Genomic DNA, 26,610 nt, shown 5'->3' on the forward strand with positions numbered 1-26,610 from the left:
CCTGGAATGGCGATGACCTACCTCGACCATGCGGCGACCACCCCCATGTTGCCGGACGCCATTGCGGCGATGAGTGACGCGATGTCCACCGTGGGCAACGCGTCATCGCTGCATTCCTCGGGCCGCCGTGCACGCCGCGTCGCCGAGGAGGCCAGGGAAGTCGTGGCCGAGGCACTCGACGCCAGGCCGTCCGAGGTGATCTTCACCGGTGGTGGGACGGAGAGCGACAACCTCGCCGTCAAAGGCACCTTCTGGGCGCGCAGGGACGCCGACCCCGCGCGCCGGCGGATCCTGGTCAGTGCCGTCGAGCACCACGCCGTGCTCGACGCCGTCCATTGGTTGGCCGATCACGAGGGCGCCGAGCTGACGTGGCTAGAGGTCGACGACCACGGGCGCGTGCGTCCGGAGATGCTGCGGGCCGCGTTCGAGCAGGGCCACTCCGACATCGCCCTCGCCACCGTGATGTGGGCGAACAACGAGGTCGGCACCGTCAACCCGATCGCCGAGCTCGCGGCCGTCTGCGCCGAGTACGACGTGCCGCTGCACACGGACGCGGTGCAGGCCGTCGGAGGCGTGGAGGTCGGCTTCGCCGCCTCGGGGACCCAGGCACTGACCCTGACCGGTCACAAGATCGGCGGGCCGTACGGCGTCGGCGCGCTGTTGCTGGACCGGTCGACCCCGGCCGTCCCGCTGCTGCACGGTGGCGGCCAGGAGCGTGAGGTGCGGTCCGGCACGCTCGACGTGCCCGGCATCCACGCCTTCGCCACGGCGGTGCGGGTCGCCGTCGAACACCGCCGGGAGGTCGCCGAGCGCACCGTCAAGCTCCGCGACGAACTGATCACCGCCGTGCGCTCGGCGGTGCCGGACGCCGTGCTGAACGGTCTGCCCGCCGATTCGGCCGATCGGCTGCCGGGCATCGCGCACTTCACGTTCCCCGGTTGCGCGGGCGACAGCCTGCTGATGCTGTTGGACGCGAAGGGCATCGAGTGTTCCACCGGCTCGGCGTGCACCGCCGGCGTGGCCGAACCGAGCCACGTGCTCACCGCGATGGGCGCCGACGCCTCGGCGGCCCGCGGTTCGCTGCGGTTCTCGCTGGGTCACACATCCACCCAGGACGACGTCGACGCGCTGGCGCGGGAGCTGCGTGGAGCGGTCGACAGGGCACGCCAGGCGGGCCTCGCCGGCATGCGCAAGCAGAAGCAGGAGGCATGAGCCGATGCGCGTACTGGCCGCGATGAGCGGGGGCGTGGACTCGGCGGTGGCGGCGGCGCGTGCCGTCGAGGCCGGGCACGACGTGACGGGTGTGCACCTGGCGCTGTCGGCCAAACCCGGCACGCTCCGCACGGGCGCGCGAGGATGCTGCACCATCGAGGACTCGCGGGACGCCCGCCGCGCCGCCGACATCCTCGGCATCCCGTTCTACGTCTGGGACTTCGCTGAGCGGTTCACCGAGGAGGTCGTGGAGACCTTCGTCGGCGAGTACGCCGCAGGGCGCACCCCCAATCCGTGCGTCACCTGCAACGAGAAGATCAAGTTCGAGGCGCTGCTGGAGAAGGCGATCGCGCTGGGCTTCGACGCGGTGTGCACCGGGCACTACGCCCGGCTGTCCGTTGTGGATGGCGTGCCGGAGCTGCGCCGCAGCGCCGACGACCACAAGGACCAGTCGTACGTGCTGGCCTCGCTGACACCGGAGCAGCTGCGGCACGCGATGTTCCCGCTCGGCTCCTCGCGCAAGCCCGACGTGCGTGAGGAGGCCGCCGAGCGAGGACTGGCCGTCGCCGAAAAACCGGACAGCCATGACATCTGCTTCATCCCCGACGGTGACACGAAGAAGTTCCTCGAGAACCGCCTCGGCGAGCGCCCCGGTGACCTCGTCGACGCCGAGACCGGTGCCGTGCTCGGCAGGCACACCGGTGTGCACGGCTTCACGGTCGGCCAGCGCAAGGGCCTCGGCATCGACGCGCCCGCGGCCGACGGCAAGCCGCGGTACGTGCTGTCGTTGGAGCCGGTGTCCGGAACGGTGAAGGTCGGTTCGTCGCAGGAACTGTCCGTGTCGACGATCGACGCCGACCGTGCGATCTGGCCGTCGGAGCAGCCGCTGACCGGCCCGACCGAATGCGTCGTGCAGGTGCGCGCGCACGGCGGCATGGCTCCCGCCGTGGCCGAGGTCGACTCCGACGGGGACGCGGTGCGGATGTCACTGCGGGAACCGCTGACCGGCGTCGCCCCGGGGCAGGTCGCGGTGCTCTACAGCCCCGATGCCGAGGCGGGCGACGTCGTCCTCGGCAGCGCGAAGATCTCCGCCACGGCGTAATCCCCGGGGATCGTGTCCTGGACACGCGGTGCTGAGCGCAGGACACGTGGTGCTGAGTGCAGGACACGCGGGTGTTGAACGGCTCATGCAGCTGGGGGAGGATCGCGGCGACGACGCAGGTCGAACGCGTCGCGATCACGGAGGAGTTCAATGTCGAACGCAGGGCCCGCCGCCGCGAACACTGCCGCCGCGAACACCACTGCAGTGAACGGTGTCGCGGCGAGCGGTATCCGTTCCAGCACGATCGCCGACATCCCACGGCGCAGCGCTTCGCGGACGCCCCACCGCGTGGCGATCCGGTTCGCCGACCGCACGTGGACCTACGCCGAGTTGGACGCCGCCGTCACGCGCGCCGCCGCGCACCTGCTCTCGCTGGGCCTGAACCACGGTGACCGCGTCGCCGCGTACGGCAAGAACTCCGACGCCTTCCTCATCGGATTCCTCGCCTGCGCCCGCGCGGGACTGGTGCACGTGCCCGTCAACTACAACCTCACCGGTGACGAGCTCGCCTACCTGATCACCCAGTCCGGCAGCCGGATGGTGCTGACCGATCCGGCGCTGCGCGCCAACCTCGACGCCCTCGACCTCGACGTCGAACGCATCGTGGCGCTGCGCGACGCCGACGACTCGCTGTTGGCCGTCGCGAGCACCGGAGACGTTCCGGACTCCGGGACCCAACTCGGCACCAAGGTCGCCGACACCGATCTCGCCCAGTTGCTCTACACCTCCGGGACGACGTCGCGGCCCAAGGGCGCGATGATGACGCACCGCGCGCTCGTGCACGAGTACCTCTCGTGCATCGTCGATCTCGACCTTTCCGCCGACGACGAACCGCTGCACGTCATGCCGCTGTACCACTCGGCGCAGATGCACGTGTTCCTCATGCCCTGGCTGGCGGTGGGCGCGTCCAACACGATCGTCGAGACACCCGACCCCGCCGACATCCTGCGCCGGATGGCCGAGGACCGGCACGGGGCGTTCTTCGCCGCGCCGACGCTGTGGGTCGCGCTGGCCAACCACGCGGACTTCGGCACGCGCGACCTGTCGGCGCTGCGCAAGGCCTACTACGGTGCCTCGATCATGCCCGGCCCGATCCTGCAGCGCCTTCGCGAGAAGCTACCGGAGCTCGGGTTCTACAACTGTTTCGGTCAGTCGGAGATCGGCCCACTCGCCACCGTGTTGCGCCCCGAGGACCACGACACGCGCCCCGAGTCCGCGGGCCGTCCCGTGTTGTTCGTCGAGGCGCGGGTCGTCGACGCCGAGGGAGGCGACGTCCCGCCCGGTGGCGAGGGCGAGATCGTCTACCGGTCCCCGCAGTTGTGCCTCGGCTACTGGGACAAGCCGGAGGAGACCGACGAGGTCTTCGGCGGCGGTGGGGGTGCCCCCGCCAATGGGGGCGTAGCCGGTGGGGGAGGGGGTGCCCCCGCCGATCAGGGCGTAGCCGGTGGGGGAGGAGGCGTTCCCGCCGATGAGGGCGGGGGATGGTTCCACTCGGGTGACCTGGTGCGGGTGGACGAGGAGGGCTACATCTTCGTCGTCGACCGCATCAAGGACGTCATCAACACCGGCGGTGTCATGGTGGCCTCGCGGGAGGTCGAGGACGCGCTGTACACCCACCCCTCGGTCGGCGAGGTGGCCGTGGTCGGCCTTCCCGACGAGAAGTGGATCGAGGCCGTCACCGCGGTCGTGGTTCCCAAGGACGACGGCCGGCCCGACGAGGACGAGCTGACGCAGTGGGTCAAGGACCGGCTGTCGGCGTTCAAGGTGCCCAAGCAGGTGCATTTCGTCGACGATCTGCCGCGCAACGCGTCCGGCAAGATCCTCAAACGGGAACTGCGCGACCGCTTCAGCGGATAGGTGCAGGGACGAGGGCCAGGAGCGTCTCGGCGAGACGCGCGGCCACGTCGTCGGCGCCGGTGCCGGCAGTGGTGTCGGCGAGCACGATGCGGTGGAGGGTGATCTCGGCGGTCTGCACCAACAGCGCCGCCGTGTGATCCGCCTGCTCCTGCTCCTGCTCACCGACACCGCCACCGTCACCGCCACCGCCACCGCCACCGCCACCGCCACCGCCACCGCCACCGCCACCGTCACCGTCACCGTCACCGACACCGACGGGGGCGACTCCGCAGCGGCGCACGTGCCGGGCGAGAGCCGTCGTGGCCTCGGCGTGCAGTGCGTGCAGGCTTGCCACGCCCTCGGGCACGCGTGGAGCCAGGTCGTACAGCACGGTGTGCAGCCGCGGCCGGTCGGCGTGCAGCGCCGCCAGCGTCGCCGTGAGCGCCCGGACGGTGTCCTCCCAGCCCGGTCGGGAGTCGTCGAGTTCGGCGAACGTGACGTGCAGGCCGGCGGCCGCGTCCTTGATATGCCGTTCGGCCAGCCCGCCCAGCAAGGCGACCTTGTTGGGGAAGTACTGATACAGCGTGCCGATGGAGAACCCGGCGCGTTCGGCGATGCGATTGGTGGTCGCCGCCATGCCTTCGCGCTCGAAAACCTGAGCAGCCGCTTCGAGTACGGCGTCGACCGTGAACCGGGATCGCTGCTGGCGTGGGCGTTTTCTGGGTGTGTCCATGGCGGTCCCAACGCGAGTTGTCCCGCACCGCGAGCGGGGCTGGGATGGGTGTATGCACGAAGCCTACCGTCGTTTCCTGCCCTCCGAACTGCGCGCGGAGCCGCCGCCGCGCCGCGAGTCGACGTGGTGGCGTTGGCGCGGGGCGGACGTCCACGTGGAGCGGGTCGGCGATCCGGACGCGCCGGTGCGGGCGGTCGCCTTCCACGGTGCGGGCGGGCACGCCGCGCTGATGTGGCCGTACGCGGCGCTCGCGGCCCGGCGCGGGGTTCACGTCGTGGTCCCGGACCTGCCCGGGTACGGCGACACCCGCGTGCCCGACCGGTCGGCGGTCCGCTATGCCGATTGGATCGAGGTGGCCTGCGCATTGACGTCCGCCGAACGGGAAACGCACGACGGTCCACTGTGGCTGATCGGCGCCAGCATGGGCGGGATGGTCGCGTACGAGGCCGCCACGCGCACGTGTGGTGTGGACCGGCTGATCGCGACGTGCCTGCTCGACCCGCGGGATGCCGAGGCGCGCAGGGCCGCGGCCCGCCATCCCTGGCTGGGCGCGGCTGCGGGGCCACTGTTGCGGGTCTCCGCGGGGCCGCTGGCCGGTGCCGCAGTGCCGCTGCGGTGGCTCACCAACATGCGCGGCATCGCCAACGACCCTGAGCTGGTCGACGTCGTGCTGGCGGACCGGCGGGGCGGCGGCAACCGGATGCCGCTCGGTTTCTTCCGGAGCTTCTTCGAGTCGGCGCCCGCCGTCGAACCGGAAGTGGCGACGGGGCCGCACGTGGTGCTGGCCCACCCCGCCGACGACCGCTGGACGCCCGCGGCGCTGAGCCTGCGGTTCTTCGACCGGATCGCCGCGTCGAAGGAGTACGTGCCGCTCGAGGCGGCCGGTCACTTCCCGGTCGAGTCGCCGGGTGCCGAGCGGCTCGCGGAGCTGCTGACTCCGCACTGATCCGTTGTGACGGCGGCCCCGCGGTGACACGCCGGGTGCCCGGGACACGCCGTCGGGCCGATGGGAAACAATCGGGACCGTGGAACAGCGAGTGTGGCCTAGCGGCGTGGCGACGGGGATCGGATCGATGCCGGGCACGGACATCGCCGAGGCGGCGGCGATCGTGTTCGGGGAACTGCCCGACCTGCCTCATGTACCGGAACTTCCCGACCGCGGGGTGGGCGCCGACCTGCTGGGGCGCACCGCGGGCATGCTGGTGGACATCGCGGTGGACGTCGTGCCGACGGCGTACCGGATCGCCGCTCGTCCCGGGCGGCACCACCGGCGGGCGGTCGATCTGCGGCGCTGGGACATCGACGCGGTCACCGAGGCCGCCCAGCATGCGGGTGCCACGCCGTGGGCGGTGAAGACGCAGGTCGCCGGGCCGTGGACGACCGCAGCCGGTATCGAGCTCGCCCGCGGGCGCCGGGTGCTGACCGACCACGGGGCGACGCACGACGTCGTCGAGTCCCTGCTCGAAGGGATCGCCGTGCACGTGGCCGAGCTGTCACAGCGGACCGGTGCGGGCGTCGTGGTGCAGTTCGACGAGCCGACGCTGCCGGACGTGCTGGCCGGTGCACTGCCGACGCCGTCCGGTTACGGCACGGTCGACGCGGTCCCCGAACCCGAGGCGCGCGAACTGCTGCACCACGTCATCTCGCGCACGGCCGAGATCACCGGCAACCCGGTCGTCGTGCACTGCTGCGCGCGCAGGCCTCCGGTGGCGCTGTTGCGCGCCGCGGGTGCGCACGCCATCGCCCTCGACGCGACGTTGCTCGACGGCGCCCCGGGCAGTCTGCTCGACGAGCTCGGCGAGACGTGGGACGCGGGCGTGCAGTTGGGGCTCGGGCTGATCCCCGCCGAGCCACCCGCCGTGTGGCCGGATCTGTCCCGTGTGGCACGGCCTGCGCTCGATCTGGTCGACCGGCTCGGGTTCAACCGGTCGATCCTGGCCGAGCGTGCGCTCGTGACCCCGACGTGCGGGCTCGCCGGTGCGACGGGAGGCTGGCTGCGCCGCGCGTTGGCGCTGACCCGCGACCTGGGCAGGGCATTCGTCGAACCGCCGGAACGGTGGTAGGAGGGGCAGATCATGGGGTGGTTCCGCAGGAAGCGATCCGGCGAGGCGAACGGCCGGCGCTCGGGTGAGGACGGTGCGCGTGGCGGCGGCCCGCGCGGTGGGGACGATGTGGTCGGGGAGGCGCCCGATCCGCGGACGCCGTGGCCCGACCAGCCGGTGCCGGACGATCCGCACGCCGCGGCGGCGGAGTTCTGGTCGACGTGGGCCGAGTTGTTGCCGCACCTGAGCGCGGCGCTGGGGGAGGGCGACACCGAGCGGGCCGAGAATCTGCTCGTCGAACCGGTGGCGGCCGTGCACCCCGGTCTGCAGTTCAGCGTGGATCGTGGCAGCCGCGCGATCTACGCGCTCGTGGTCAGCAGCAGGGAGGACCCCGAGCTGCGGCCCTACACCGACGCGTGGCGGCAGGCCGCGCCGCCGGAGGACGCGATCTGGGAGTTCCACGACTCGGTGCCGCCCGTGCCCGACCCGGCCGGTGTGGCCGTGAACTTCGCAGGCCAGCGGTTCGACCTCGGCGACGTGCGCGTCGTGGCGCAGGTCGACGACGATGCCGGCCTCGTCGACGTCGCGGTGCACCATCCGCTGCTCGCCGAGGTCGACGAGTTCTCTCGGACGACGATGACGTTCCTGCCGCTCGATGTGACCCTCGGCGAACGGCTCGCGGCCCAGCGCCTGCGGCGGGTCGAGACCGCCGTCGCCGAACCGGACAACGCGATCACCCTCGGCGAGTTCCGCGATCTGGTGCGCGAACTCGCCGGCCTGCCCGCCGGCGACGGCGGCGGTGCCTCTGACGGAAACGCGGGTGAGGGCGGCGGTGCCGCTGATGACGGAACTGCACCCGGCGACGGACTCGCAAGTGGCGAGACCGCGGGCGACGGGGACGCGGGGAACGGGAATATGGGCGACGACGGCCCGAGCGCGGAGAGCGACGGCGGCGAAACCGGCCGATAGCGGATCACGGAGCCGATCCCGGCCCGCTGCTGGTCCGCCGTGGCCCGGGGAGCACGCGGTCACCTCCAGCCGTGGTGCACAGGTCCGGATCGGACACGGGGAGCACCGGCATCCACCGGCGGCGCTTCGACGGCCGGAGCGGTTCGTCCCGGCCGGAGTGGGTCGGCGGAATGTCGGGCACGGTGACTACTCTCGGACGGTGTGAGCACTGAGGACCTGTCGGGCGGCCACGTGGCCGAGGACATCAAGGACGTGCCCGCCGACGTGCGTGAGGAGCACGCGGCGCTGACCGAGGAGGTCAAGGGCCACCAGTTCCGCTACTACGTGCTGGACTCGCCGACCATCTCGGACGGTGAGTTCGACACGATGCTGCGCCGCCTCGAAGAGCTGGAACGCGACTATCCGGGACTGGCGACACCGGATTCGCCCACGCAGAAGGTGGGCGGGACGTTCTCGACCGAGTTCGTCGCCCACGACCACCTCGAGCGCATGCTCAGCCTCGACAACGCGTTCGATGTCGACGAGCTGCGCGCGTGGGTCGACCGGGTGGAGAAGGAGATCGGCGGCCGCGCCCGGTACCTGTGCGAGCTCAAGATCGACGGGCTGGCGGTGAACCTGCTCTACGAGAACGGCAAACTCACCCGGGCGCTCACCCGCGGTGACGGGCGCACCGGCGAGGACGTCACGCTCAACGTGCGCACCATGCAGGACGTACCCGACCAGCTGACCGGCACCGACGAGTTCCCCGTGCCAGGGCTGGTCGAGGTGCGCGGCGAGATCTATTTCCGCGTCGAGGAGTTCGCCGAGCTCAACGCCGGCCTCGTCGACGCGGGCAAGCCGCCGTTCGCCAACCCCCGCAACGCCGCCGCCGGTTCGCTGCGGCAGAAGGACCCGAAGGTCACCCGCACGCGCCCGCTGCGGCTCATCTGCCACGGTCTCGGCAAACGACAGGGTTTCGAGCCCGCCCGCCAGTCCGAGTCGTACGAGGCACTGGCCGCGTGGGGCCTGCCCGTGTCGAGCCACAGCACGACGATCGACGACGTCGAAGCGCTCGTGCGGCACATCGAGTACTGGGGCGGCCACCGGCACGACGCCGAGCACGAGATCGACGGCGTGGTCGTGAAGGTCGACGACGTCGCACAGCAGCGCAGGCTGGGGGCCACGGCGCGCGCACCGCGCTGGGCGATCGCCTACAAGTATCCGCCGGAGGAGGCGACGACGCGGCTGCAGGACATCCGCGTCAACGTCGGCCGCACCGGCCGGGTGACGCCGTACGCGGTGATGGAACCGGTGAAGGTCGCCGGGTCGACCGTCGCGATGGCGACCCTGCACAACCGTGAGGAGGTCGAACGCAAGGGCGTCCTCATCGGCGACCGCGTGGTGATCCGCAAAGCGGGCGACGTGATCCCCGAGGTGCTCGGCCCCGTGGTCGACGTGCGCACCGGCGACGAGCGGGCATTCGTCATGCCCGACCACTGCCCGGAGTGCGGCACCGAGCTGGCTTACCAGAAGGAGGGCGACGTCGACATCCGTTGCCCCAACGCGCGTACCTGCCCGGCGCAGCTGCGGGAGCGGCTGTTCCACCTGGCGGGCCGCGGCGCGTTCGACATCGAGGTGCTCGGCTACGAGGCGGCGGCCGCGTTGCTGGAGTCGGGTGTGCTGACCGACGAGGGGGACGTGTTCTCCCTCGATGAGGACAAGCTGAGCCGGGTCGACCTGTTCGTCACCAAGTCGGGTGAGTTGTCGGCGAACGGCGCGCGCTTGCTGGCGAACCTCGACGCCGCCAAGGATCGTCCACTGTGGAAGGTCCTGGTCGGGTTGTCGATCCGGCACGTCGGGCCGACCGCGGCGCAGGCGCTTGCCCGCGAGTTCGGCTCCATCGAGGCCATCGACGCGGCGACCGAGGAGGAGATCGCCGACGTCGACGGCGTGGGCCCGACCATCGCGGCGGCCGTGCGTGAATGGTTCGCCGTCGACTGGCACCGCGAGATCGTCGACAAGTGGCGCGCCGCGGGGGTGCGCATGGAGGACGAACGCGACACGTCGATCCCGCGCAACCTCGAGGGGCTGTCGATCGTCGTCACCGGGTCGCTGGAGAACTACTCCCGCGACGAGGCGAAGGAAGCGATCATGGCCCGCGGCGGCAAGGCGGCCGGGTCGGTGTCGAAGAAGACGGCGTTCGTCGTCGTCGGTGACGCACCGGGCTCGAAGTACGACAAGGCTCTGCAGCTCAAGGTGCCGGTGCTCGACGACAACGGCCTGACCGTGCTGCTGCAGCAGGGTCCCGACGCCGCACGTGAGATCGCGGAGGTCGCCGCCGATGAGTGAGATTCTGGTGCCTGGTGGCGGCGCGATGGACGGCTATCCTGTCCTCATGGATGAGGCCACAGCACGCTCGCGGAGTCTGCGGGCGATGCTCCGGCTCCGCAGTGACGACGTGCTGGCGGTCGCGAGCCGGTACGGCGCCTCGAACCCTCGCGTGTTCGGTTCGGTGGCCAGGGGGGACGCGGGCCCGAACAGCGACATCGACATCATCGTCGACCTCGGCCCCGGTGCGGGGAACCCGCTGTTGGCCGTCGCGGGGATCAGCGACGAACTGGGCGAACTCCTGGGGGTTCGGGTCGACGTCGTCTGCGACGAACTCCTCCGGGATCGCATCTCGGATACCGCGCACGCGGAGGCCGTGGCGCTGTGAGCCGGACGGATGCCGAACGCCTCGGGGACGTGCTCACAGCGTTGGAACGGTGCGTGAGATTCCGTGCGCACTCGGAATCCGACGATTCCACGGTGTCGGACATGGCGCTCGATGCGATTCTCCGGAATCTCGCCGTCGCGGGTGAAGCTGTGCGGGCATTGCCGGACGAGGTTCGCACCCAGTTCACGTCGACGTCGTGGCACAGCATCGCCGGTTTGCGCAATATCGTGATCCACGAGTATTTCCGGATCGACAATAAGATCATCTTCGATGTGGTCGACAACCACGTGGGGCGTCTCGTCGACGAGATTCGCAGCCGACTGTCCGGCACCGGTGAGACGGAGGTCGCCGCCGATGAGTGAGATTCGGGTGCGGATCGCAGAGCCCGAGGAATACGCGGCCATCGGCGAGTTGACGGTCGAGGCGTACACGGCGGGCGGGCATCTCGCCGACGACGTCGGGTACGACGCGGCGCTGCGGGACGTCGCGGGCCGCGCGGCGACCGCCGACGTGCTGGTCGCGACCGGCGGCGACGGCGCGGTGCTCGGATCGGTGACGGTGGTCGAAGCCGGCAGCCCGAAGGCCGAGGTGGCGCGGGCCGGTGAGTTGGAGTTCCGGATGCTCGCCGTGTCGCCGGACGCCCAGGGCAGGGGAGTGGGCGAGGCGCTCACCAGGGCCGTCGTCGACATCGCCCGGGTGCGGCGCATCAGCCGGGTCGTGCTGTCCAGCCGCGACCGCATGACCACGGCCCATCGGCTCTACGAACGCCTCGGCTTCACCCGCACCCCCGAACGGGACTGGGCCCCGCACCCGGAGGTTCCGCTCCTGGCCTTCGGGATGGACGTCTGAGCCGTCGGCGTAACGGCCCGGTCGACCCGCTCTGCCGATCGGCGCGGCCGTGCACCAGTGCCGATCGACGTGGTCGCGAGGTCCGGACCGCGCCGGTCCGGACCTCGGGCCGCCGCGGTGGGCGGGCCCCTGCGCTTCAGCTGCGAATCCGGGTGAGCAGCCGTCCGACGCCGTAGATCGCCCCGGCCGCGGCGATGCCGGCCAGCACGGTGCCCGGAACGCCGACGTGTTCGAGGAACCAGTCGACCACGTGACGGCTCCGGGAATCCGGGTCGGCCAGCACGATCAACGAGAACACGCCGGCCAGGACGATCACGCCCGCCAGCACCCATCGCGCTCGGCGCTGCCCGAGACCGAGCCGTTCGACCACCACCCGGCCCGCGTTCACGATCCGCCGTGCCCGCAGGATGTGGAAGCCGCCGAGCAGCAGCACCAGCCGCAGCACCTGCAGCGGCCCGATCACGAACACCACCGCAGGCACCGCGGCGGCCACGACGAGCAACTGCCAGCGGTACCGGCGCAGCCACCGCCGCACGCTGCCTTCGAGCCACAGCAGTACCACCGACTCGCCGACGAGCACCGACACCGAGGCCCAGTTCAGCACCGTCCCGATCGCCGCGGCGGTCCCGCCGGCACGGGTGAGGAAGACCGCCGGGATCGATGCGAGCGCCGCGATGAGGACCGGAATGGTCAGTTTCCGTTCGAACTCGTCGGCCCGGTCGGACTGCTCGTCCCCGGTCGGCGCCTGCCCGGGCGGTTCGCGGCCCGTCTCGTCCGCGGCGCCGTCGTGCTCCGGCGTCCCGCCGGCCGGGGCTGCGTCCTCCGTTCCCGCGTCCTCCGTCCGGGCGGATTCTGTTCCGGCGTCGTCCGTTCCCGTGTCTCCCACGCCCGTGTCTCCCATGGCCGCGTGCCCGGACGCCGTGTCCCCCGGACTCGCCTCGTCCCCCGGGTTCCCGTCGCCAGCGGCCCCGTCGGCGCCGCCACCCGGGGTGCCGGGACCCGTGGCCCCGGCGCGCGCCTCGGTGGCACCGGGGGTGTCCCCGGCGCCGTCGCGGTGAGGCGGGTCGGGGCGGGGCGAAACGGGCACGGCGGGCTCAGCGACCTCGGATACTCAGCGGGTTCGGCGGCTGGTCCCGGCGCGGCTCAGCCGTCCAGGACCACCGCGACAATACCGGCAAGATGCGCGAGTCGGGCGACTTCGGCGGCACGGAACATCGGCCCGCCCGGCCTGCCGATGAGCAGCACCAGATCAGGCTTGCCGAGCGGGGTGGCCGCCAGCTCGGTGCCCAGCTCACGCCAGGTGTCGGGCACCCACGGCGCCTCCCCGTCGAGCACGGTGGCGCGTTCCAACGGCAGCCACGGCACGTCCCCGATACGGGTCTCCGGGGCCGCGCCGGAGGCCGCGAGCCGATGCACCCCGCCGGAGGTGTGCTGCACGACCACCGACCAGCCCGCATGCATGATCCGGGGCACCCCGCCTGCCAGCACCGTCAGCCCGTGGGCGGGCTGCTCGGCGATCTCCTCGACCAGTTCGAGTTCACTGTGGGTGTCGAGCACGCCCGCGTAGGGGCGGACGGCGTCCACCTCGACGCCGTCGACGCTCTCGGCCGCGGTGATCAGCGCATCCGGCAGCCGGTCCGACGGCAGGTCCACCACCAGGTCGTCGATGGCGGTGCCGCCCGAGCGCTCGACGACATCGACGCTGAGGATGTCGGCACCGGCCGTGCCGAGGGCGGTGGCGATCGCGCCGAGGATGCCCGGAGTGTCCGGCAGCTGCACACGGATCAGGAACGACACCGCGGTCTCCCTTCAAGCAGGTGCGAGAACCGGATGCGCGCCCCACCGGCCACCGGCGGGGTGCGGGAGCATCGCGGCCGTCTCGTCACGTCGTGTCACGTCGTGGCCGGGCGCCTCCCTCGACGGCCGTCGACGGCTGCGGAGGGCCTGCGCCGACCGGTGATTGTTGCAGAACACGCGTTGCGAATATAGGCACCGCCACGCGCACCGCGCGGCCGCCGCGGCAATCCCCGCCCGGCCGCACCGGTCCGGCGCGGCGGCCATAGACTTCGCGGGAGAAGACAGACCTCCGCAGGCGCTCGGCGGTCCTGCGGTCCGAGCACACCCCATCGGAGTCAGCTGCGTGTCGAACATTTCCCGCGACGAGGTCGCGCACCTCGCGAAACTGGCCAGGATGGCCGTCACCGAGGAGGAGCTGGACACTTTCGCCGGCCAGCTCGACCAGATCCTGGACGCGGTGGCCAAGGTCGGCGAGGTGGCGGGCGACGACATCCCGCCCACGTCGCACGCCGTGCCGCTGACCAACGTCTTCCGTACCGACGAGGTCCGTCCGGGGCTGTCCCAGGACGAGGCACTGGCCGGAGCGCCCGCCGCCGAAGAGGGACGGTTCCGCGTCCCGCGCATCCTGGGGGAGGAACAGTGAGCGACCTGACCAGGCTCACCGCGGCTGAGCTCGCGGACAAGATCCACGCCGGCGAGGTGTCGGCCGCCGAGACGACGCAGGCCCATCTCGACCGCATCGCCGCGGTCGACGGTGACGTGCACGCGTTTCTGCACGTCGACGCCGAGGGCGCCCTCGAGGCCGCCCGCGCGGTCGACGCCGACATCGCGGCGGGCACCGCACCCGCCAGCCCGCTGGCCGGTGTGCCGCTGGCACTCAAGGACGTGCTGACCACCCGCGGCGTGCCCACCACCTGCGGTTCGAGGACGCTCGAAGGTTGGCTGCCGCCGTACGACGCGACCGTCACCCGCCGGCTGCGCGAGGCCGGTGTGCCGATCCTCGGCAAGACCAACATGGACGAGTTCGCGATGGGCTCGTCGACCGAGAACTCGGCCTACGGCCCGACCCGCAACCCGTGGGACCTCGACCGCATCCCCGGCGGTTCCGGTGGCGGTTCGTCGGCCTCGCTGGCCGCTTACGAGGCGCCGCTGGCCATCGGCACCGACACCGGCGGTTCGATCCGTCAGCCCGCCGCCGTCACGGCCACCGTCGGCGTGAAGCCCACCTACGGCGGCGTGTCCCGCTACGGCCTCGTGGCGTTCTCGTCGTCGCTCGACCAGGCGGGCCCCTGCGGCCGGACGGTGCTCGACGCGGCGCTGCTGCACGAGGTCATCGCCGGGCACGACCCGATGGACGCCACGTCCATCGACGCGCCGGTGCCGGCCGTGGTCGACGCCGCCCGTGAGGGAGCCCGCGGCGACCTGAGCGGCGTCAAGATCGGCGTCGTCCGCGAGCTGTCCGGCGAGGGCTACCAGGGCGGCGTGCTCCGCTCGTTCGAAGCGGCCGTGGCGCAGCTGAAGGAACTGGGCGCCGAGGTCGTCGAGGTCTCGTGCCCGAACTTCACCTACGCGCTGCCCGCCTACTACCTGATCGCGCCGAGCGAGTGCTCGTCGAACCTCGCTCGGTTCGACGCCATGCGCTATGGACTGCGCGTCGCCGACGACGGGAACCACAGTGCCGAAGAGGTCATGTCGCTGACCCGCGAGGAAGGTTTCGGCGCCGAGGTCAAGCGCCGGGTCATGCTCGGCACCTACGCGCTCTCGTCCGGGTACTACGACGCCTACTACGGTTCGGCCCAGAAGGTGCGCACGCTCATCACGCGCGACTTCGCCGCCGCGTTCGAGCAGGTCGACGTGCTGGTGTCGCCCACGACGCCGGTCACGCCGTTCAAGCTCGGCGAGAAGGTCGACGACCCGCTCGCGATGTACCTCAACGACATCTGCTCGATCCCCGCCAACCTGGCGGGCAACGCGGCCATGAGTGTCCCCAGTGGACTGTCCGACGAGGACGGTCTGCCGGTCGGGCTGCAGATCATGGCGCCCGCCCTCGCCGATGACCGCCTCTACCGCGTCGGCGCCGCCTACGAAACCGCGCGCGGCCCGGTGCTCGACAAGCTGGGTGAACTGGAGGCCGCCAAGTGACCACCGCCGAACTCATGGACTACGCCGAGGTCATCGAACGGTACGACCCGGTGCTCGGCCTCGAAGTGCACGTCGAGCTGTCCACCAACACGAAGATGTTCTGCGGCTGCCCCAACTCCTTCGGTGGCGACCCGAACACGCACGTGTGCCCCGTGTGCCTCGGCATGCCCGGTGCGCTGCCCGTCGTCAACGGCACCGCCGTGGAGTCGGCCATCCGCATCGGCCTCGCGCTGAACTGCGACATCGCGGAGTGGTGCCGGTTCGCCAGGAAGAACTACTTCTACCCGGACATGCCGAAGAACTTCCAGACCTCGCAGTACGACGAGCCGATCGCCTTCGACGGCCACCTCGACGTCGTGCTCGACGACGGCGAGGTCGTGCGCGTCGACATCGAACGCGCGCACATGGAGGAGGACACCGGCAAGTCGCTGCACGTCGGCGGCGCCACGGGCCGGATCCACGGGGCCGAGCACTCGCTGCTGGACTACAACCGCGCCGGCGTGCCCCTCATCGAGATCGTCACCAAGCCGATCACCGGCATGGGGGAGCGCGCGCCCGAGGTCGCCCGCGCGTACGTCACCGCGCTCCGCGACCTGCTGCGGGCCATGGACGTCTCCGACGTCCGTATGGACCAGGGTTCGCTGCGCTGCGACGCCAACGTGTCGCTCATGGCCAAGGGCGCGGGCGAGTTCGGTACCCGCACCGAGACCAAGAACGTCAACTCGCTGCGCAGCGTCGAGCGCGCCGTGCGGTACGAGATGACGCGGCACGCCGCGATCCTGGCCGACGGCGGCTCCATCAAGCAGGAGACCCGGCACTTCCAGGAGGCCGACGGCACCACCGCCGCGGGCCGCACCAAGGAGACCGCCGAGGACTACCGGTACTTCCCGGAACCCGACCTCGTGCCGATCGCGCCGACGCGGGAGTGGGTCGAGCAGCTGCGCGCCACCATCCCGGAGCTGCCGTGGCAGCGCCGCAAGCGCATCCAGGAGGACTGGAACCTCACCGACGAGGAGCTCCGCGACCTCGTTAACACCGGGGCCATCGAACTCGTGGCCGCCACCGTCGACGCGGGCGCCGACCAAGCCGACGCCCGCAGCTGGTGGGTCCAGTACCTCAACCAGCAGGCCACGTCGCGGGAAACCGAGCTCGCCGACCTCGTCATCACGCCCGCGCAGGTCGCGCGCGTCATCGAGCTCGTCGGCTCGGGGGAGCTCACGAACAAGCTCGCCCGCCAGGTCGTCGACGGCGTCCTCGACGGTGACGGCGACCCCGACCAGGTCATCGAGAAGCGCGGGCTGAAGGTCGTCTCGGACGACTCCGCGCTCCTCGCCGCCGTCGACGAGGCCCTCGCCGCCCAGCCCGACGTCGCCGACAAGATCCGCGGGGGCAAGGTGCAGGCGGCAGGAGCGATCGTCGGTGCCGTCATGAAGGCGACCAAGGGGCAGGCGGACGCCGCCCGCGTGCGGGAACTGATTCTGGAGCGCGTCGGGGCCTGACCGGCCCGACGTGGGCCGACCGCACGGGCCGAGCCGGTGCGGTCGGTGAGAAGTGCGACGGAGGTGAAGGTGGCGGTCGTGTTCCAGGATTCCGGACCATGAGCGCCACCGACCGCTCCGGTTACACGTTCCGCCGCGCCCGGCGTGACGGTAACGGCGACTGCGACGGCAACGGCAGTGGCAACTGCGACGGCAGCGGCAGCGGCGACTGCGACGTCCGTGCGAACGGCGACGTCGCTGCCATCGCCGGCGTCGACGACTCCTTCACGACCGACTCGATCTTCCGGGTGAGCATCTCCGAGAGCGGGTTCGCTCTCACCGAGGTGTCGTTGGCATCGCCGCTGACCAAACAGTTCCCCGCCGGTCCGGACGACGAGGACGACGAGGACGACGCCGAAGGCGGTGCCGACTCCCACCGGCACGCCACGTTCGTCGCGGCCGACCCCGACGGCGCGGTCGTGGGGTTCGTCTCGGTCGCGTACGCGCGCTGGAATCGGCGTCTCAGCGTGTGTGACCTCGCGATCGCTCCCGCTCACCGTGGCCGTGGTGTGGGCACGGGACTGATGGCGTGCGCCGACGAGTTCGCTCGCGACTGCGGTGCGCGACACGTGTGGCTGGAGGTCACGAACGTCAACGCGCCGGCGATCCACGCCTATCGCCGGATGGGGTTCGCCTTCTGCGGGCTCGACGCCTCGCTGTACGAGGGGACGGCATCGGCGGGTGAGTACGCCCTGTACATGAGCAAACCTGTGGCCGGATCGAGTGTCGGCGACGATCGATAGGAGTGGTCCTGTGACTGCGCGGCCTTCGTGGCGTGAGATCGGTGGGCTCGCGGCGGCGGTGCTCGCCGTCGTCTCGCTGCTGCTGCCGTGGACCGTGCTGTCCGCCGACGACCCCGCGGTGCGGTCGGCGCTCGCCGAACTGCCCGCCGAGGACGTCACCCGATCCGTGTGGCGGGCGACCTTCTTCGGCTGGTTCCCGCCCCTGCTCGTCGCGGCCCTCGGTGCCACCGTCGCCGCCGTCGGGCGGATCAACACCGCCCGCATGGGTGGCCTTCCGCAGCTGTGGCTCATCGGCGCCTGCCTGGCGCTGCTGGCCGCGGTGCTCGGCTGGCTGCTCGCGGACTGGCAGTTCGGCAGTGAGGAACGGGCCGTGCTCGAGGCGGGCGGCGTGACCGTCGAAGCGGGCATCGGCCGGTACCTCGGTGCGCTCGCCGCCGTCGCGAGTGTCGTCTTCGCCGCGCTGGACACCCGGGCGCTCCACACCGAAACGCGCCGCAACCGCTGACAAACGCCCGGGTCAGTCGCGGCCCGAACCACCCGAAGGCTGGCGCACGATCAACACCACCCGGTCGTCGCTCGAACCCGGGTCGCCGCCGTCCTTGTTGACCGTGCCCGCCACCGAGACGTTCTCCGACACCTGCGACAGCGCTCCCAGCCTGCCGTAGCTCGGTCCGTTGTCGCCGTCCATCGTGACCTGCGGTTCGCCGCCCACGGAGCCGTCCTGTGTCAGCGGCAGGTTCTGCACGTTCTCGTCTCGGGAGGTCGCCACCGCCACCGAATCCGTCCAGTCGGCGCAGCCGGTGACGCCCGGTTTGCCCGGCCAGGTCCAGGCCGGTGCCCCCAGTTCGGCCGCGCCGCCGGACCCGCTGCCACCGTCCGGCACTGAGAACAGCGCATCCTTGTCGGCGCCGCGGTCGGTCACCCAGGTGCGGGACCCGTCCGGGGTCTGGCACAGGCCGCCCGGTGCGGTCAGCCCGGATGCGAGGACCGGCGAACCGTTCGTCGGATTGCCCTGAGCCGGAGCGCCCGACGGGTCGATCCGCAGCACCTTGCCGGACAGCGTGCCCGCGCGGTCCGACTTCCCTGCGTCGCCGGCGTTGCCGGTGGCCACCAGCAGCGAACCGTCGGCCGCAGCCAGCAGGGCGCCCGCGTTGCCGGTCCGTCCCTTCGGAATTCCCGTCAGCACCGGTTTCGGCTGCTGGCCGCGCGCGAACCGCACGACCCGGTTGTCCTCCGGCGTCGTGACGTAGGCGTAGACGAGGCGGTCCTCGGAGTACGTCGGCGACAGTGCCAGGCCGGTGAGCCCCCCGTCGCCGGCGGCGTCCACGTCGAGCGTCGCGAACTCGTTCTTCGTGCCGTTGCTGTCGACCAGCATCACCCGGCCGCTGCTGCGCTCACCGGCCAGCGCGCTGATGACCTGGCCGCCCCCCGGCAACGGGGCCACCGCCGACACCGTGTCCAGGCAGGTGGCGATCACGGCGCGGTCGAAGTCCTTGCAGCCCTGGGGTGGCGGTACCTTCGTCGGCTCCTCCTGCGGAGCGCTCGGCACGTCGGGCGCCTCGACCTCGGGCAGGTCGGGCTGCGGCCCGCGCTCCGGTGACAGTTCGGGCGCCGCCGACCACCGCTGCCCGGCGGCGTCGTCCTCGAAATCGGCGCACCCGGACAGCACGAGCAGGCCGCTGACCGCCAGGACCAGCGGCACCGACCACCGTCGCTGCCCGATGCGCACGGTTTCCGAGAGTAGGCGCCGTGTCGTGAGCCGTGAGTAAGCGGGTCGCGGGTTCCGGCGCGCGAACGGACCGAGAAGATGGGGTCATGGCGATCACGGTTCTGGTTCCCGACGACGACGGTATGACGGCGCTGACCGGCATCGACGGTGTGCAGCCTGTCAGATACGAACCCGGGCAGCCCCTTCCCGAGGAAGCTGTCGACGCGGAGGTGCTCGTGCCCGGCTTCGGCGTCACCGAGAAGGTGTTGTCCGAACTGCCGAAACTGCGGTTGATCCAGCTGCGCAGCGCGGGCGCCGAGGAGTGGATCGACGTCGTGCCGCCCGGGGTGTTGCTGTCGACGTGCCGCGGAGCCCACGGCGGCAGCACCGCCGAATGGGCGGTGGCCACGCTGCTGTCGCTGTATCGCGAGCTGCCGGACTTCCAGGCCGCGCACGCCGAGGGCGTGTGGCGGCCGCACGGCACCGACACGCTGCAGGGCAAGCGGGCCGTGATCGTCGGGGCGGGCGACGTCGGCAGGCAGCTCGAACGCAGGCTGGTCCCGTTCGACGTGCGCGTCACCATGGTCGGGATGACCGCGCGCGACGGCGTGCACGGCGTTGACGAGCTGCCGTCGCTGCTGGGGCAGGCCGACATCGTGGCGCTGCTCGTGCCGCTCACGTCGAAGACGCGCGGCATGGTCGACGCCGGTTTCCTCGCCGCGATGCCCGACGGGGCCGTACTCGTCAACGCCGCCAGGGGACCGGTCCTCGACACCGACGCACTCCTTGACGAGCTGACGGCGCGGCGACTGCGCGCGATCCTCGACGTCACCGAACCCGAACCGCTGCCGGCAGGTCACCCCTTGTGGACCGCACCCAACGTGATGATCACGCCGCACACCGGTGGGTTCGTCGACGGGCGGCTCGCACGCTCGTACGCCATCGTCGCGCGGGAGCTGGAACGGTATGCCGGTGGGGAATTGCCGGAGAACCTGGTCCACGGCGAGTATTGAGCGGGGGATCGCCGCCCGCTCGGGTGCTGCCGCGATGCCCCTACCTCGTGCTGCCGCCGACCGCGCCGGTCGGCGAGAACGGCCTTGCGCGTCGCGGCCTGCTGTTGCCGACCCCGCTGATGTCTCACCGGCCGCAAACACACTCCTGGTCGCGCTCCATGACGGCGGGTGAGAAACCGTAGCCGTCGGCGGTCGATAGACCGTGGAAGTCGCGACGGCCTGCGCCGGGTGGCCGCGGAGGTGTTTCTCCTCGACCGGCCCGGCTACCGATTCGGCGCCGGCGAGTTCTGGCCTGACTGGTCAACAACGCGTATCGTGGCGGCGTGCCACGGCCCCGGGAGTTCGACGAGGAGTGTGTCGTCGCGGCGATCCGCGAGGTCTTTTGGGACAAGGGCTACGCGGCGACGTCGGTGGACGATCTCATGCGGGCCAGCGGATTGGGCAAGGGCAGCCTGTACGGAGCTTTCGGCGACAAGCACAGGCTGTTCCTACGGGTGCTGCGGGAATACAACGACACCAACGACCGGGTGCTCCGCGAGCGGCTGGCTTCCGCGTCGCGGGCCGTCCATTTCGTGCGGGAGTTCGTACACGGTCCGAGTCGTGACTCCACCGGGGCATCCGCCCAGCGAGGGTGTCTGCTGGCGAACAGCACCGCCGAGCTCGCGACGAGCATGCCGGACGTAGCGGCCGAGGCCCGGCGCAGCTATGACGCCACCGCCGAGATTCTGACGGAGGCGATCGAGCGGGCTCGGCGCGAAGGCGACGTGGATCCCGGCGTGGATGCCGACCAGGTCGCCTATGCGGTTCTGGCCGCCCAGCTCGGAGTGGTCGCGCTCGGACGGACAGGTATGGGCGTCGGGGCTCTGGCCTCGGTCGCCGAATCCGCCCTGACTCGGCTGCTGCCTTCGCCGGGACACGAGTAGGCCGCCAACCACGGTTCACGGCACCGACGCCCAGGGCTTCCGATTCGGGGTTCGAGCGGTCGGACGCAGCCGTGCGCGATTCGCGGCTCGATCGAACCACGGCATCGAACCACGGCATCGAACCACGGCGTAGGCCGGTGCGGGCGAGGCTTTCCCACGCCGGCCTGCCCAGGGCGGCTCACCGAGAATCCACCCTGGGCAGGCATGCTTCGACGGAATCACAACGCCCCTGAGGGCGGAGGGCGTCAGATCTGCGCGGCGCCGCCGTCGACGGCGAGTTCGGATCCGTTGACGTAGCTCGACGCGTTCGAAGCCAGGAAGGTGGCGGCGGCAGCGATCTCCTCAGGTGTGCCGAGCCGGCCGAGAGGGGTGGCTTCCTCGGACTGTTCCCGAACTTCCGCGGGTACGAGATCGAGCAGGCCCGGGGTCGGCACCGTACCCGGCGAGAGCACGTTCACCCGGAAGCCGTACTGCCGCGCACTGTGGGCCCAGCCGCGAGCCAGATTACGCACCGCGGCCTTCGTCGCAGCGTAGATCTCGAGCCCGTAGGGAGGGCGGGTCGCGGCGCTCGAACCCGTCAAGATGATGGATGCCCCTGGGCGAAGCAGCGGCAATGCCTTTTGGACGGTGAAGACGGTTCCCTTGACGTTGGTGGCGAACATGGCGTCGAACTGTTCCTCGGTGACCTCACCGAATGCGGTTTGGATGCCGATACCGGCATTGGCGACCACGACGTCGACGTGCCCGACCTGCGCACGGACGGTCTCGTAGAGAGCGTCGAGATCGGCTGGCGCGGCGGAATCGCAGACCACAGCGGTCGCGTTCGCCCCCAGCTCGACGATTGCCTCGTCGAGTGTCTCCTTGCGACGGCCGGTGATGAACACCTTCGCACCCTCATCACGGAACGCCCGTGCGATCGCGAGCCCGATGCCGCTGCTGCCGCCGGTGATCACTGCGACCTTGTCCGTCAGGACGGCCACGCCGCCCACCTCCTCGAGTTATTGACTGAACCGTCCACAACGATGCCCGATATGGACCGTCCGGTCAATAATGGTGAGGCGAGTCTCCCCGGCCACATGGAGAGTGGTCGGTTGGTGGGCGCTCAGCCCGCGGCTGTGTGCTCGGCCGGCGGGATGCGCCGCGGGCCGTCGACGGGAACGCCGGTTGTCGCAATGTGCTCAGGGTTGTCGTGCTCAGGGCTGTCGTGCTCAGGGTTGTCGAACCTGACGTCGGAACGTCGACCGCAGCGCTCGTTCTCGAAGCTGGTACCGGTCGAGATGAGCGCTGGGCCGTCGGGGTGGTTCGGACGAAGCGTCGACCAATGTCGGTTGTTCGCGTGCTCGGTGCGCTGCTTGCCTTCCTGTCGATCATCGATCCGGCAGAGAGGACCTCCCGATGGACCCGGCAGCAGCCGAGCCCGCCCGACCGTCCCACGCCTCCACGCCAGCACATCCGACACACCACCGGTCGACACGGCACCGGTCGACACGGCAACATCCTTCGGCGCAGCGCCCGTCGACGCGATCTTCCGCCCCGCAGCCGGCTGTCCGTCGTTCGTCCCCGCCGCGCCGTCGGCGGTTCGGGCGGTCGCTGCGGGCGGTGAAGACTCTCGCCGTCACGGGCCTGCTCCTCGTGGCACCCATGGCCGGGGTGGCCCATGCCGACCCGCCCACCGCGCTGCCCGCGAGCCACGCCGAGGCCGACGGCCGGTGGCAGCCCGCGTTCGACTACGACACCGACGGCTGCTATCCGACCCCCGCGGTCGGTCCCGACGGCACGCTGAACGAGGGGCTCAACAACTCGGGCGCCCTCAACGGCAACTGCCGCGACGCCTCCGATTTGGACAACACCAACGCCTACTCGCGGTCCAGGTGCGACGGTGACTGGTGCGCCTACCTGTACGACCTGTACTTCGAGAAGGACCAGGCCGTGCCCGGGCTCGACGCGTTCGGCCACCGCCACGACATCGAGCACGTCGTCGTCTGGGTACGTGGCGGCGACAGCGCCGAGTACGTGTCGGTCTCCGCGCACGGGGACTACTCGACCCATTCCGCGTCCGAGGTGAAGTGGGAGGGCACGCACCCGAAGGTCGTCTACCACAAGGACGGCCCCGGTACCCACTGCTTCCGGCTCGCCTCCACCGGTGACGAACCGCCCGAGAACCATTACGGCACCTGGCAGTACCCGGACCTGGTGAGCTGGGACCACTTCCCCGGTGACATCCGAGACACCCTCACCTCCGCCGACTTCGGCAGCGCGAGCCTGGCGATCTCCGACGGCGCGTTCGCAACCAACCTCGAGAAGGCCAAACCCCGAGACATCGCGTTCGACCCGCACGCGTGACGGGACGTCACCATCGCGACACCGGGTGTGCCGTGGCGTTCACCCGGTCGTCGCGCTGATGCTCTACTCTGCGCGGCTATGAGCACACCCGACAACTTCGACTCCCCGACGACGAAGTTCGACTCCGGCACATACGACGACTCCGGTTTCAACCAGCCGGGGAACGACAGCATGCTCGCCGATGTCGAGGAAACCACTCCCGAACCCGACCGCTGGCACGCCGGACTGGACATCGGCCTGCTCGTGCTGCGGCTGGGGCTCGCCATGGTGATGGGCGCGCACGGTCTGCAGAAGCTGTTCGGCTTGTTCGACGGCCCCGGCATCGGCGGCTTCGCGGACGCGCTGTCCGGCATGGGCTACACGGGTCAGACGACGCTGCTGTCCTGGATCACCGCTCTGGCGGAGACAGGCGGCGCACTGCTGCTGGCGATCGGCCTGTTCACGCCGCTGGGCGCGGCCGCGATCCTCGGCGTCACGATCAACATCGTCATCACGAAGTTCCAGGGCGGCGCCGGTTACTTCGAGACCGAGCTCGAACTCCTGGTCGGGGTCGCGGCACTGACCCTGTTGTTCACCGGCGCAGGCCGGATCGCCGTCGACAAGAACACGCCGTGGCGCCGCAAGCCCGGTGCGTTCGGCCTGTTCGGACTGCTCCTCGCCGTGGCCGCATCCATTGTGGTCATCGTGATGTTCCGCTGAGCCACGCCGCCACCGTCCTGCCCGGGCCGGGCGGACGCGTCGGTGATCGGCCTCGCCGCGCGTGATTCCACGCTGGCGCCCTGGCCGATCGGCGAGCCGCGCGCCGGTCCCGTGCATCCGTGGAACGCAAAAAACGGCGCCGCGCCCTCCGTGAGGGTGCGGCGCCGTTCGTCTGTTGTGGATCTCGTCTGTTGTGGATCACGCGTTGAGGTCGCGCACCGCTCCGCGGTCGGCCGAGGTCGCCATCTTGGCGTAGGCCCGCAGCGCGGTGGTCACCGGACGCTGCCGCTCGGCCGGCTGCCACGGCCGCTCGCTCGCGTCCATCTTGGCCCGTCGCTCGGCCAGGACCTCGTCGTCGACGAGCAGCTCGAGGGAGCGCTCGTGGACGTCGATGCGGATCGGGTCGCCGTCCTCGACCAGGCCGATCATGCCGCCGTCGGCGGCCTCGGGGGAGATGTGGCCGACCGAGATGCCCGACGAGCCGCCCGAGAAGCGCCCGTCGGTGATCAGCGCGCATACCTTGCCGAGACCCGCGCCCTTGAGGAACGCGGTCGGGTGCAGCATCTCCTGCATGCCGGGGCCACCGGACGGCCCTTCGTAGCGGACGACGATCACGTCGCCGGGCTGCACCTGCTTGCCGAGGATCGCCGAGACGGCCTCCTCCTGACTCTCCACGACCCGGGCGGGGCCTTCGAAGTGCCACAGCTCCTCGTCGATACCCGCGGACTTGATGACCGCGCCGTTCTCGGCCAGGTTGCCGCGCAGCACGGCCAGGCCGCCGTCGACGGAGTAGGCGTGCTCGACGTCGCGGATGCAGCCGCCCGCGGCGTCGGTGTCCAACGACGACCACCGGTTCTCGGTCGAGAATGCCTGTGTGGTGCGCACCCCGCCCGGTGCGGCGTGGAATAGTTCGACGGCCTCGTCGGACGGCGACTCGGCGCGGATATCCCATGTGGACAACCACTGTTCCATCGACGGCGAGTGCACCGACGCGACGCCGGTGTTGAGCAGTCCGCCGCGGTACAGCTCGCCGAGGATGGCGGGGATTCCGCCTGCCCGGTGCACGTCCTCCATGTGGTAGTCCGAGTTGGGTGCCACTTTGGACAGGCAGGGCACCGACCGGCCGATCCGGTCGATGTCGCCGATCGTGAAGTCGATCTCGCCCTCCTCGGCGGCGGCGAGGACGTGCAGCACCGTGTTCGTCGAGCCGCCCATCGCCATGTCGAGCGCCATGGCGTTCTCGAACGCCTCCTTCGACGCGATGCTGCGGGGCAGGGCGGATTCGTCGTCCTCGCCGTACCAGCGCTTGGCCAGTTCGACGACGGTGCGGCCCGCGTTCTCGAACAGGGCGCGGCGTGCGGCGTGCGTGGCGAGCGTCGAACCGTTGCCCGGCAGCGACAGTCCGAGCGCCTCGGTGAGGCAGTTCATCGAGTTCGCGGTGAACATGCCCGAACACGAGCCGCAGGTCGGGCAGGCGGACCGCTCGACCTCGGACAGCCCCTCCTCGTCGACCGCGTCGTTCGCCGATGCCGAGATCGTCGTGATCAGATCGCTGGACGGGTGTGCGACGCCGTCCACGACGACCGCCTTGCCGGCCTCCATCGGACCGCCGGAGACGAACACCGTCGGCACGTTCAGGCGCATCGCGGCGTTGAGCATCCCGGGCGTGATCTTGTCGCAGTTGGAGATGCACACGAGCGCATCGGCCTGGTGCGCGTTGACCATGTACTCCACGGAGTCGGAGATGATCTCGCGCGAGGGCAGCGAGTAGAGCATGCCCGAGTGGCCCATGGCGATGCCGTCGTCGACGGCGATCGTGTGGAATTCGCGCGCTACACCGCCCGCCTCGCCGACCGCCTTCGCGACGATCTCGCCGAGATCCTTGAGGTGGACGTGGCCGGGGACGAACTGCGTGTACGAGTTGGCGATCGCGACGATCGGCTTGCCGAAGTCGTTGTCGGTCATCCCGGTCGCTCGCCACAGGGAACGCGCCCCGGCGGCGTTGCGGCCGTGGGTGGTGGTACGGGAACGCAGAGCAGGCATGGCGCCCAGGCTACGCCCGTGGTCTCACGCCGTGGACAGGTGTCGGCCCGACATGCGCAGATCGCAGAAACGGTGTGTCCGGCATGTGGGAGCGGGACCCGACGCGGTGCCGGTGGAACGAGGTGCCGGTGGAACGAGGTGCTGCTGGAACGCGGTGCTGCTGGAACGCGGTGCCGGTGGAACGAGGTGCTGCTGGAACGCGGTGCCGGTGGAACGAGGTGCT

Annotated in this window: 25 protein-coding genes and 1 pseudogene; 19 read left to right on the top strand and 7 right to left on the bottom strand. The window is 70.9% G+C overall.

Translation table 11 applies throughout. The annotated features are described in order from the left end of the window. The first annotated feature begins 12 nt into the window (after positions 1-12). From LY40_RS16205 to LY40_RS16215, 3 genes are all read left to right on the top strand, one after another. On the top strand, positions 13-1,212 hold the full coding sequence (locus LY40_RS16205) for a cysteine desulfurase family protein (RefSeq protein WP_183778644.1): 1,200 nt from the start codon (positions 13-15) through the stop codon (positions 1,210-1,212). Between the two features lie 4 nt (positions 1,213-1,216). Beyond that, on the top strand, positions 1,217-2,314 hold the full coding sequence (gene mnmA / locus LY40_RS16210; protein ID WP_183778642.1) for a tRNA 2-thiouridine(34) synthase MnmA: 1,098 nt from the start codon (positions 1,217-1,219) through the stop codon (positions 2,312-2,314). A gap of 150 nt (positions 2,315-2,464) precedes the next feature. Continuing rightward, a complete protein-coding gene (locus LY40_RS16215) occupies positions 2,465-4,171 on the top strand; it encodes an acyl-CoA synthetase (protein WP_258937357.1) in 1,707 nt (568 codons plus the stop codon). On the opposite strand, the gene LY40_RS16220 is transcribed toward LY40_RS16215, so the two are convergent. Beyond that, the gene (locus tag LY40_RS16220) at positions 4,161-4,883 is read right to left on the bottom strand and encodes a TetR/AcrR family transcriptional regulator (protein WP_258937358.1); all 723 of its coding nucleotides are present in this window, start codon (positions 4,881-4,883) and stop codon (positions 4,161-4,163) included. The two genes, LY40_RS16215 and LY40_RS16220, sit on opposite strands and share 11 nt — an antisense overlap. 52 nt (positions 4,884-4,935) lie before the next feature. Here LY40_RS16220 and LY40_RS16225 point away from each other — a divergent pair, with 52 nt between their 5' ends. From LY40_RS16225 to LY40_RS16255, 7 genes and pseudogenes are all read left to right on the top strand, one after another. Beyond that, entirely contained in the window at positions 4,936-5,829 is an 894-nt protein-coding gene (locus tag LY40_RS16225; protein WP_258937359.1) for an alpha/beta hydrolase, read from the top strand. A 79-nt stretch (positions 5,830-5,908) separates the two neighbouring features. Then, positions 5,909-6,946: a uroporphyrinogen decarboxylase/cobalamine-independent methonine synthase family protein gene (locus LY40_RS16230; RefSeq protein ID WP_258937360.1), complete on the top strand. Its 1,038-nt coding sequence runs from the start codon at positions 5,909-5,911 to the stop codon at positions 6,944-6,946. A 12-nt stretch (positions 6,947-6,958) separates the two neighbouring features. After that, positions 6,959-7,708 (top strand): annotated as a pseudogene (locus LY40_RS16235) (hypothetical protein); the annotation flags it as partial. 387 nt (positions 7,709-8,095) lie between these two features. Further along, positions 8,096-10,222 carry an NAD-dependent DNA ligase LigA gene (gene ligA / locus LY40_RS16240; protein ID WP_183778630.1) on the top strand — a complete coding sequence of 709 codons (2,127 nt, stop codon included), beginning with the start codon at positions 8,096-8,098 and terminating at the stop codon, positions 10,220-10,222. Continuing rightward, positions 10,215-10,589 carry a nucleotidyltransferase family protein gene (locus tag LY40_RS16245; protein ID WP_221212615.1) on the top strand — a complete coding sequence of 125 codons (375 nt, stop codon included), beginning with the start codon at positions 10,215-10,217 and terminating at the stop codon, positions 10,587-10,589. Before ligA ends, LY40_RS16245 begins: the two co-directional genes overlap by 8 nt. Before the next feature lie 29 nt (positions 10,590-10,618). Then, the gene (locus tag LY40_RS16250) at positions 10,619-10,951 is read left to right on the top strand and encodes a HepT-like ribonuclease domain-containing protein (protein ID WP_258937487.1); all 333 of its coding nucleotides are present in this window, start codon (positions 10,619-10,621) and stop codon (positions 10,949-10,951) included. After that, positions 10,944-11,438 (top strand): GNAT family N-acetyltransferase, encoded by a 495-nt coding sequence (locus tag LY40_RS16255; RefSeq protein WP_258937361.1) that lies wholly within the window; start codon positions 10,944-10,946, stop codon positions 11,436-11,438. Before LY40_RS16250 ends, LY40_RS16255 begins: the two co-directional genes overlap by 8 nt. A 136-nt stretch (positions 11,439-11,574) precedes the next feature. Here LY40_RS16255 and LY40_RS16260 read toward each other — a convergent pair whose 3' ends face one another. Further along, positions 11,575-12,525 carry a hypothetical protein gene (locus LY40_RS16260; protein WP_258937362.1) on the bottom strand — a complete coding sequence of 317 codons (951 nt, stop codon included), beginning with the start codon at positions 12,523-12,525 and terminating at the stop codon, positions 11,575-11,577. 56 nt (positions 12,526-12,581) lie between these two features. Beyond that, entirely contained in the window at positions 12,582-13,235 is a 654-nt protein-coding gene (locus LY40_RS16265) for an ACT domain-containing protein (protein WP_183778623.1), read from the bottom strand. A 343-nt stretch (positions 13,236-13,578) separates the two neighbouring features. Between LY40_RS16265 and gatC the strand changes: the two genes are divergently transcribed. The 5 genes from gatC to LY40_RS16290 all read left to right on the top strand — a co-directional run bounded on the left by gatC (position 13,579) and on the right by LY40_RS16290 (position 18,163). Beyond that, a complete protein-coding gene (gene gatC, locus LY40_RS16270) occupies positions 13,579-13,878 on the top strand; it encodes an Asp-tRNA(Asn)/Glu-tRNA(Gln) amidotransferase subunit GatC (protein WP_183778621.1) in 300 nt (99 codons plus the stop codon). Continuing rightward, a complete protein-coding gene (gatA, locus tag LY40_RS16275) occupies positions 13,875-15,377 on the top strand; it encodes an Asp-tRNA(Asn)/Glu-tRNA(Gln) amidotransferase subunit GatA (RefSeq protein ID WP_258937363.1) in 1,503 nt (500 codons plus the stop codon). The genes gatC and gatA overlap by 4 nt, the downstream gene beginning before the upstream one ends. Beyond that, positions 15,374-16,876, top strand: a complete 1,503-nt coding sequence (gene gatB / locus LY40_RS16280) for an Asp-tRNA(Asn)/Glu-tRNA(Gln) amidotransferase subunit GatB (protein ID WP_258937364.1) — start codon at positions 15,374-15,376, stop codon at positions 16,874-16,876. Before gatA ends, gatB begins: the two co-directional genes overlap by 4 nt. Positions 16,877-16,974: 98 nt before the next feature. After that, positions 16,975-17,658: a GNAT family N-acetyltransferase gene (locus LY40_RS16285; RefSeq protein ID WP_258937365.1), complete on the top strand. Its 684-nt coding sequence runs from the start codon at positions 16,975-16,977 to the stop codon at positions 17,656-17,658. A 10-nt stretch (positions 17,659-17,668) separates the two neighbouring features. Then, positions 17,669-18,163: a hypothetical protein gene (locus LY40_RS16290; RefSeq protein ID WP_183778615.1), complete on the top strand. Its 495-nt coding sequence runs from the start codon at positions 17,669-17,671 to the stop codon at positions 18,161-18,163. A 12-nt stretch (positions 18,164-18,175) separates the two neighbouring features. Here LY40_RS16290 and LY40_RS16295 read toward each other — a convergent pair whose 3' ends face one another. Continuing rightward, the gene (locus LY40_RS16295) at positions 18,176-19,387 is read right to left on the bottom strand and encodes a PQQ-dependent sugar dehydrogenase (protein ID WP_258937366.1); all 1,212 of its coding nucleotides are present in this window, start codon (positions 19,385-19,387) and stop codon (positions 18,176-18,178) included. Between the two features lie 86 nt (positions 19,388-19,473). Here LY40_RS16295 and LY40_RS16300 point away from each other — a divergent pair, with 86 nt between their 5' ends. Both LY40_RS16300 and LY40_RS16305 read left to right on the top strand, forming a co-directional pair. Then, positions 19,474-20,379 carry a 2-hydroxyacid dehydrogenase gene (locus LY40_RS16300; protein WP_183778610.1) on the top strand — a complete coding sequence of 302 codons (906 nt, stop codon included), beginning with the start codon at positions 19,474-19,476 and terminating at the stop codon, positions 20,377-20,379. A gap of 323 nt (positions 20,380-20,702) precedes the next feature. Then, a complete protein-coding gene (locus tag LY40_RS16305; protein WP_183778607.1) occupies positions 20,703-21,302 on the top strand; it encodes a TetR/AcrR family transcriptional regulator in 600 nt (199 codons plus the stop codon). A 245-nt stretch (positions 21,303-21,547) separates the two neighbouring features. Here the strand turns inward: LY40_RS16305 and LY40_RS16310 are convergent, their stop codons facing one another. Continuing rightward, positions 21,548-22,282 carry an SDR family NAD(P)-dependent oxidoreductase gene (locus LY40_RS16310; RefSeq protein ID WP_183778605.1) on the bottom strand — a complete coding sequence of 245 codons (735 nt, stop codon included), beginning with the start codon at positions 22,280-22,282 and terminating at the stop codon, positions 21,548-21,550. Between the two features lie 122 nt (positions 22,283-22,404). Next, positions 22,405-22,791, bottom strand: coding sequence for a hypothetical protein (locus LY40_RS16315; RefSeq protein ID WP_183778603.1), 387 nt, complete (start codon positions 22,789-22,791; stop codon positions 22,405-22,407). A gap of 152 nt (positions 22,792-22,943) precedes the next feature. Here LY40_RS16315 and LY40_RS16320 point away from each other — a divergent pair, with 152 nt between their 5' ends. Together LY40_RS16320 and LY40_RS16325 are read left to right on the top strand one after the other, a co-directional pair. Further along, positions 22,944-23,645, top strand: coding sequence for an NPP1 family protein (locus LY40_RS16320; protein WP_183784809.1), 702 nt, complete (start codon positions 22,944-22,946; stop codon positions 23,643-23,645). A gap of 171 nt (positions 23,646-23,816) precedes the next feature. Beyond that, the gene (locus LY40_RS16325) at positions 23,817-24,344 is read left to right on the top strand and encodes a DoxX family protein (protein WP_372497706.1); all 528 of its coding nucleotides are present in this window, start codon (positions 23,817-23,819) and stop codon (positions 24,342-24,344) included. A 198-nt stretch (positions 24,345-24,542) separates the two neighbouring features. Here LY40_RS16325 and ilvD read toward each other — a convergent pair whose 3' ends face one another. Then, positions 24,543-26,387 carry a dihydroxy-acid dehydratase gene (gene ilvD / locus LY40_RS16330; RefSeq protein ID WP_258937368.1) on the bottom strand — a complete coding sequence of 615 codons (1,845 nt, stop codon included), beginning with the start codon at positions 26,385-26,387 and terminating at the stop codon, positions 24,543-24,545. Positions 26,388-26,610 lie beyond the last annotated feature (223 nt).

The sequence above is a fragment of the Prauserella salsuginis genome, assembly GCF_024648885.1.
Taxonomy (GTDB): Bacteria; Actinomycetota; Actinomycetes; order Mycobacteriales; family Pseudonocardiaceae; genus Prauserella; species Prauserella salsuginis.

What these genes read in the sequence shown, in the direction of transcription:
- ilvD (WP_258937368.1), bottom strand. Translation starts at nt 26,387, where the DNA reads ATGCCTGCTCTGCGTTCCCGTACCACCACCCACGGCCGCAACGCCGCC.
- mnmA (WP_183778642.1), top strand. Translation starts at nt 1,217, where the DNA reads ATGCGCGTACTGGCCGCGATGAGCGGGGGCGTGGACTCGGCGGTGGCG.
- LY40_RS16220 (WP_258937358.1), bottom strand. Translation starts at nt 4,883, where the DNA reads ATGGACACACCCAGAAAACGCCCACGCCAGCAGCGATCCCGGTTCACG.
- LY40_RS16300 (WP_183778610.1), top strand. Translation starts at nt 19,474, where the DNA reads ATGGCGATCACGGTTCTGGTTCCCGACGACGACGGTATGACGGCGCTG.
- LY40_RS16320 (WP_183784809.1), top strand. Translation starts at nt 22,944, where the DNA reads ATGGCCGGGGTGGCCCATGCCGACCCGCCCACCGCGCTGCCCGCGAGC.
- LY40_RS16205 (WP_183778644.1), top strand. Translation starts at nt 13, where the DNA reads ATGACCTACCTCGACCATGCGGCGACCACCCCCATGTTGCCGGACGCC.
- LY40_RS16215 (WP_258937357.1), top strand. Translation starts at nt 2,465, where the DNA reads ATGTCGAACGCAGGGCCCGCCGCCGCGAACACTGCCGCCGCGAACACC.
- LY40_RS16255 (WP_258937361.1), top strand. Translation starts at nt 10,944, where the DNA reads ATGAGTGAGATTCGGGTGCGGATCGCAGAGCCCGAGGAATACGCGGCC.
- LY40_RS16325 (WP_372497706.1), top strand. Translation starts at nt 23,817, where the DNA reads ATGCTCGCCGATGTCGAGGAAACCACTCCCGAACCCGACCGCTGGCAC.
- LY40_RS16245 (WP_221212615.1), top strand. Translation starts at nt 10,215, where the DNA reads ATGAGTGAGATTCTGGTGCCTGGTGGCGGCGCGATGGACGGCTATCCT.
- LY40_RS16285 (WP_258937365.1), top strand. Translation starts at nt 16,975, where the DNA reads ATGAGCGCCACCGACCGCTCCGGTTACACGTTCCGCCGCGCCCGGCGT.
- LY40_RS16225 (WP_258937359.1), top strand. Translation starts at nt 4,936, where the DNA reads ATGCACGAAGCCTACCGTCGTTTCCTGCCCTCCGAACTGCGCGCGGAG.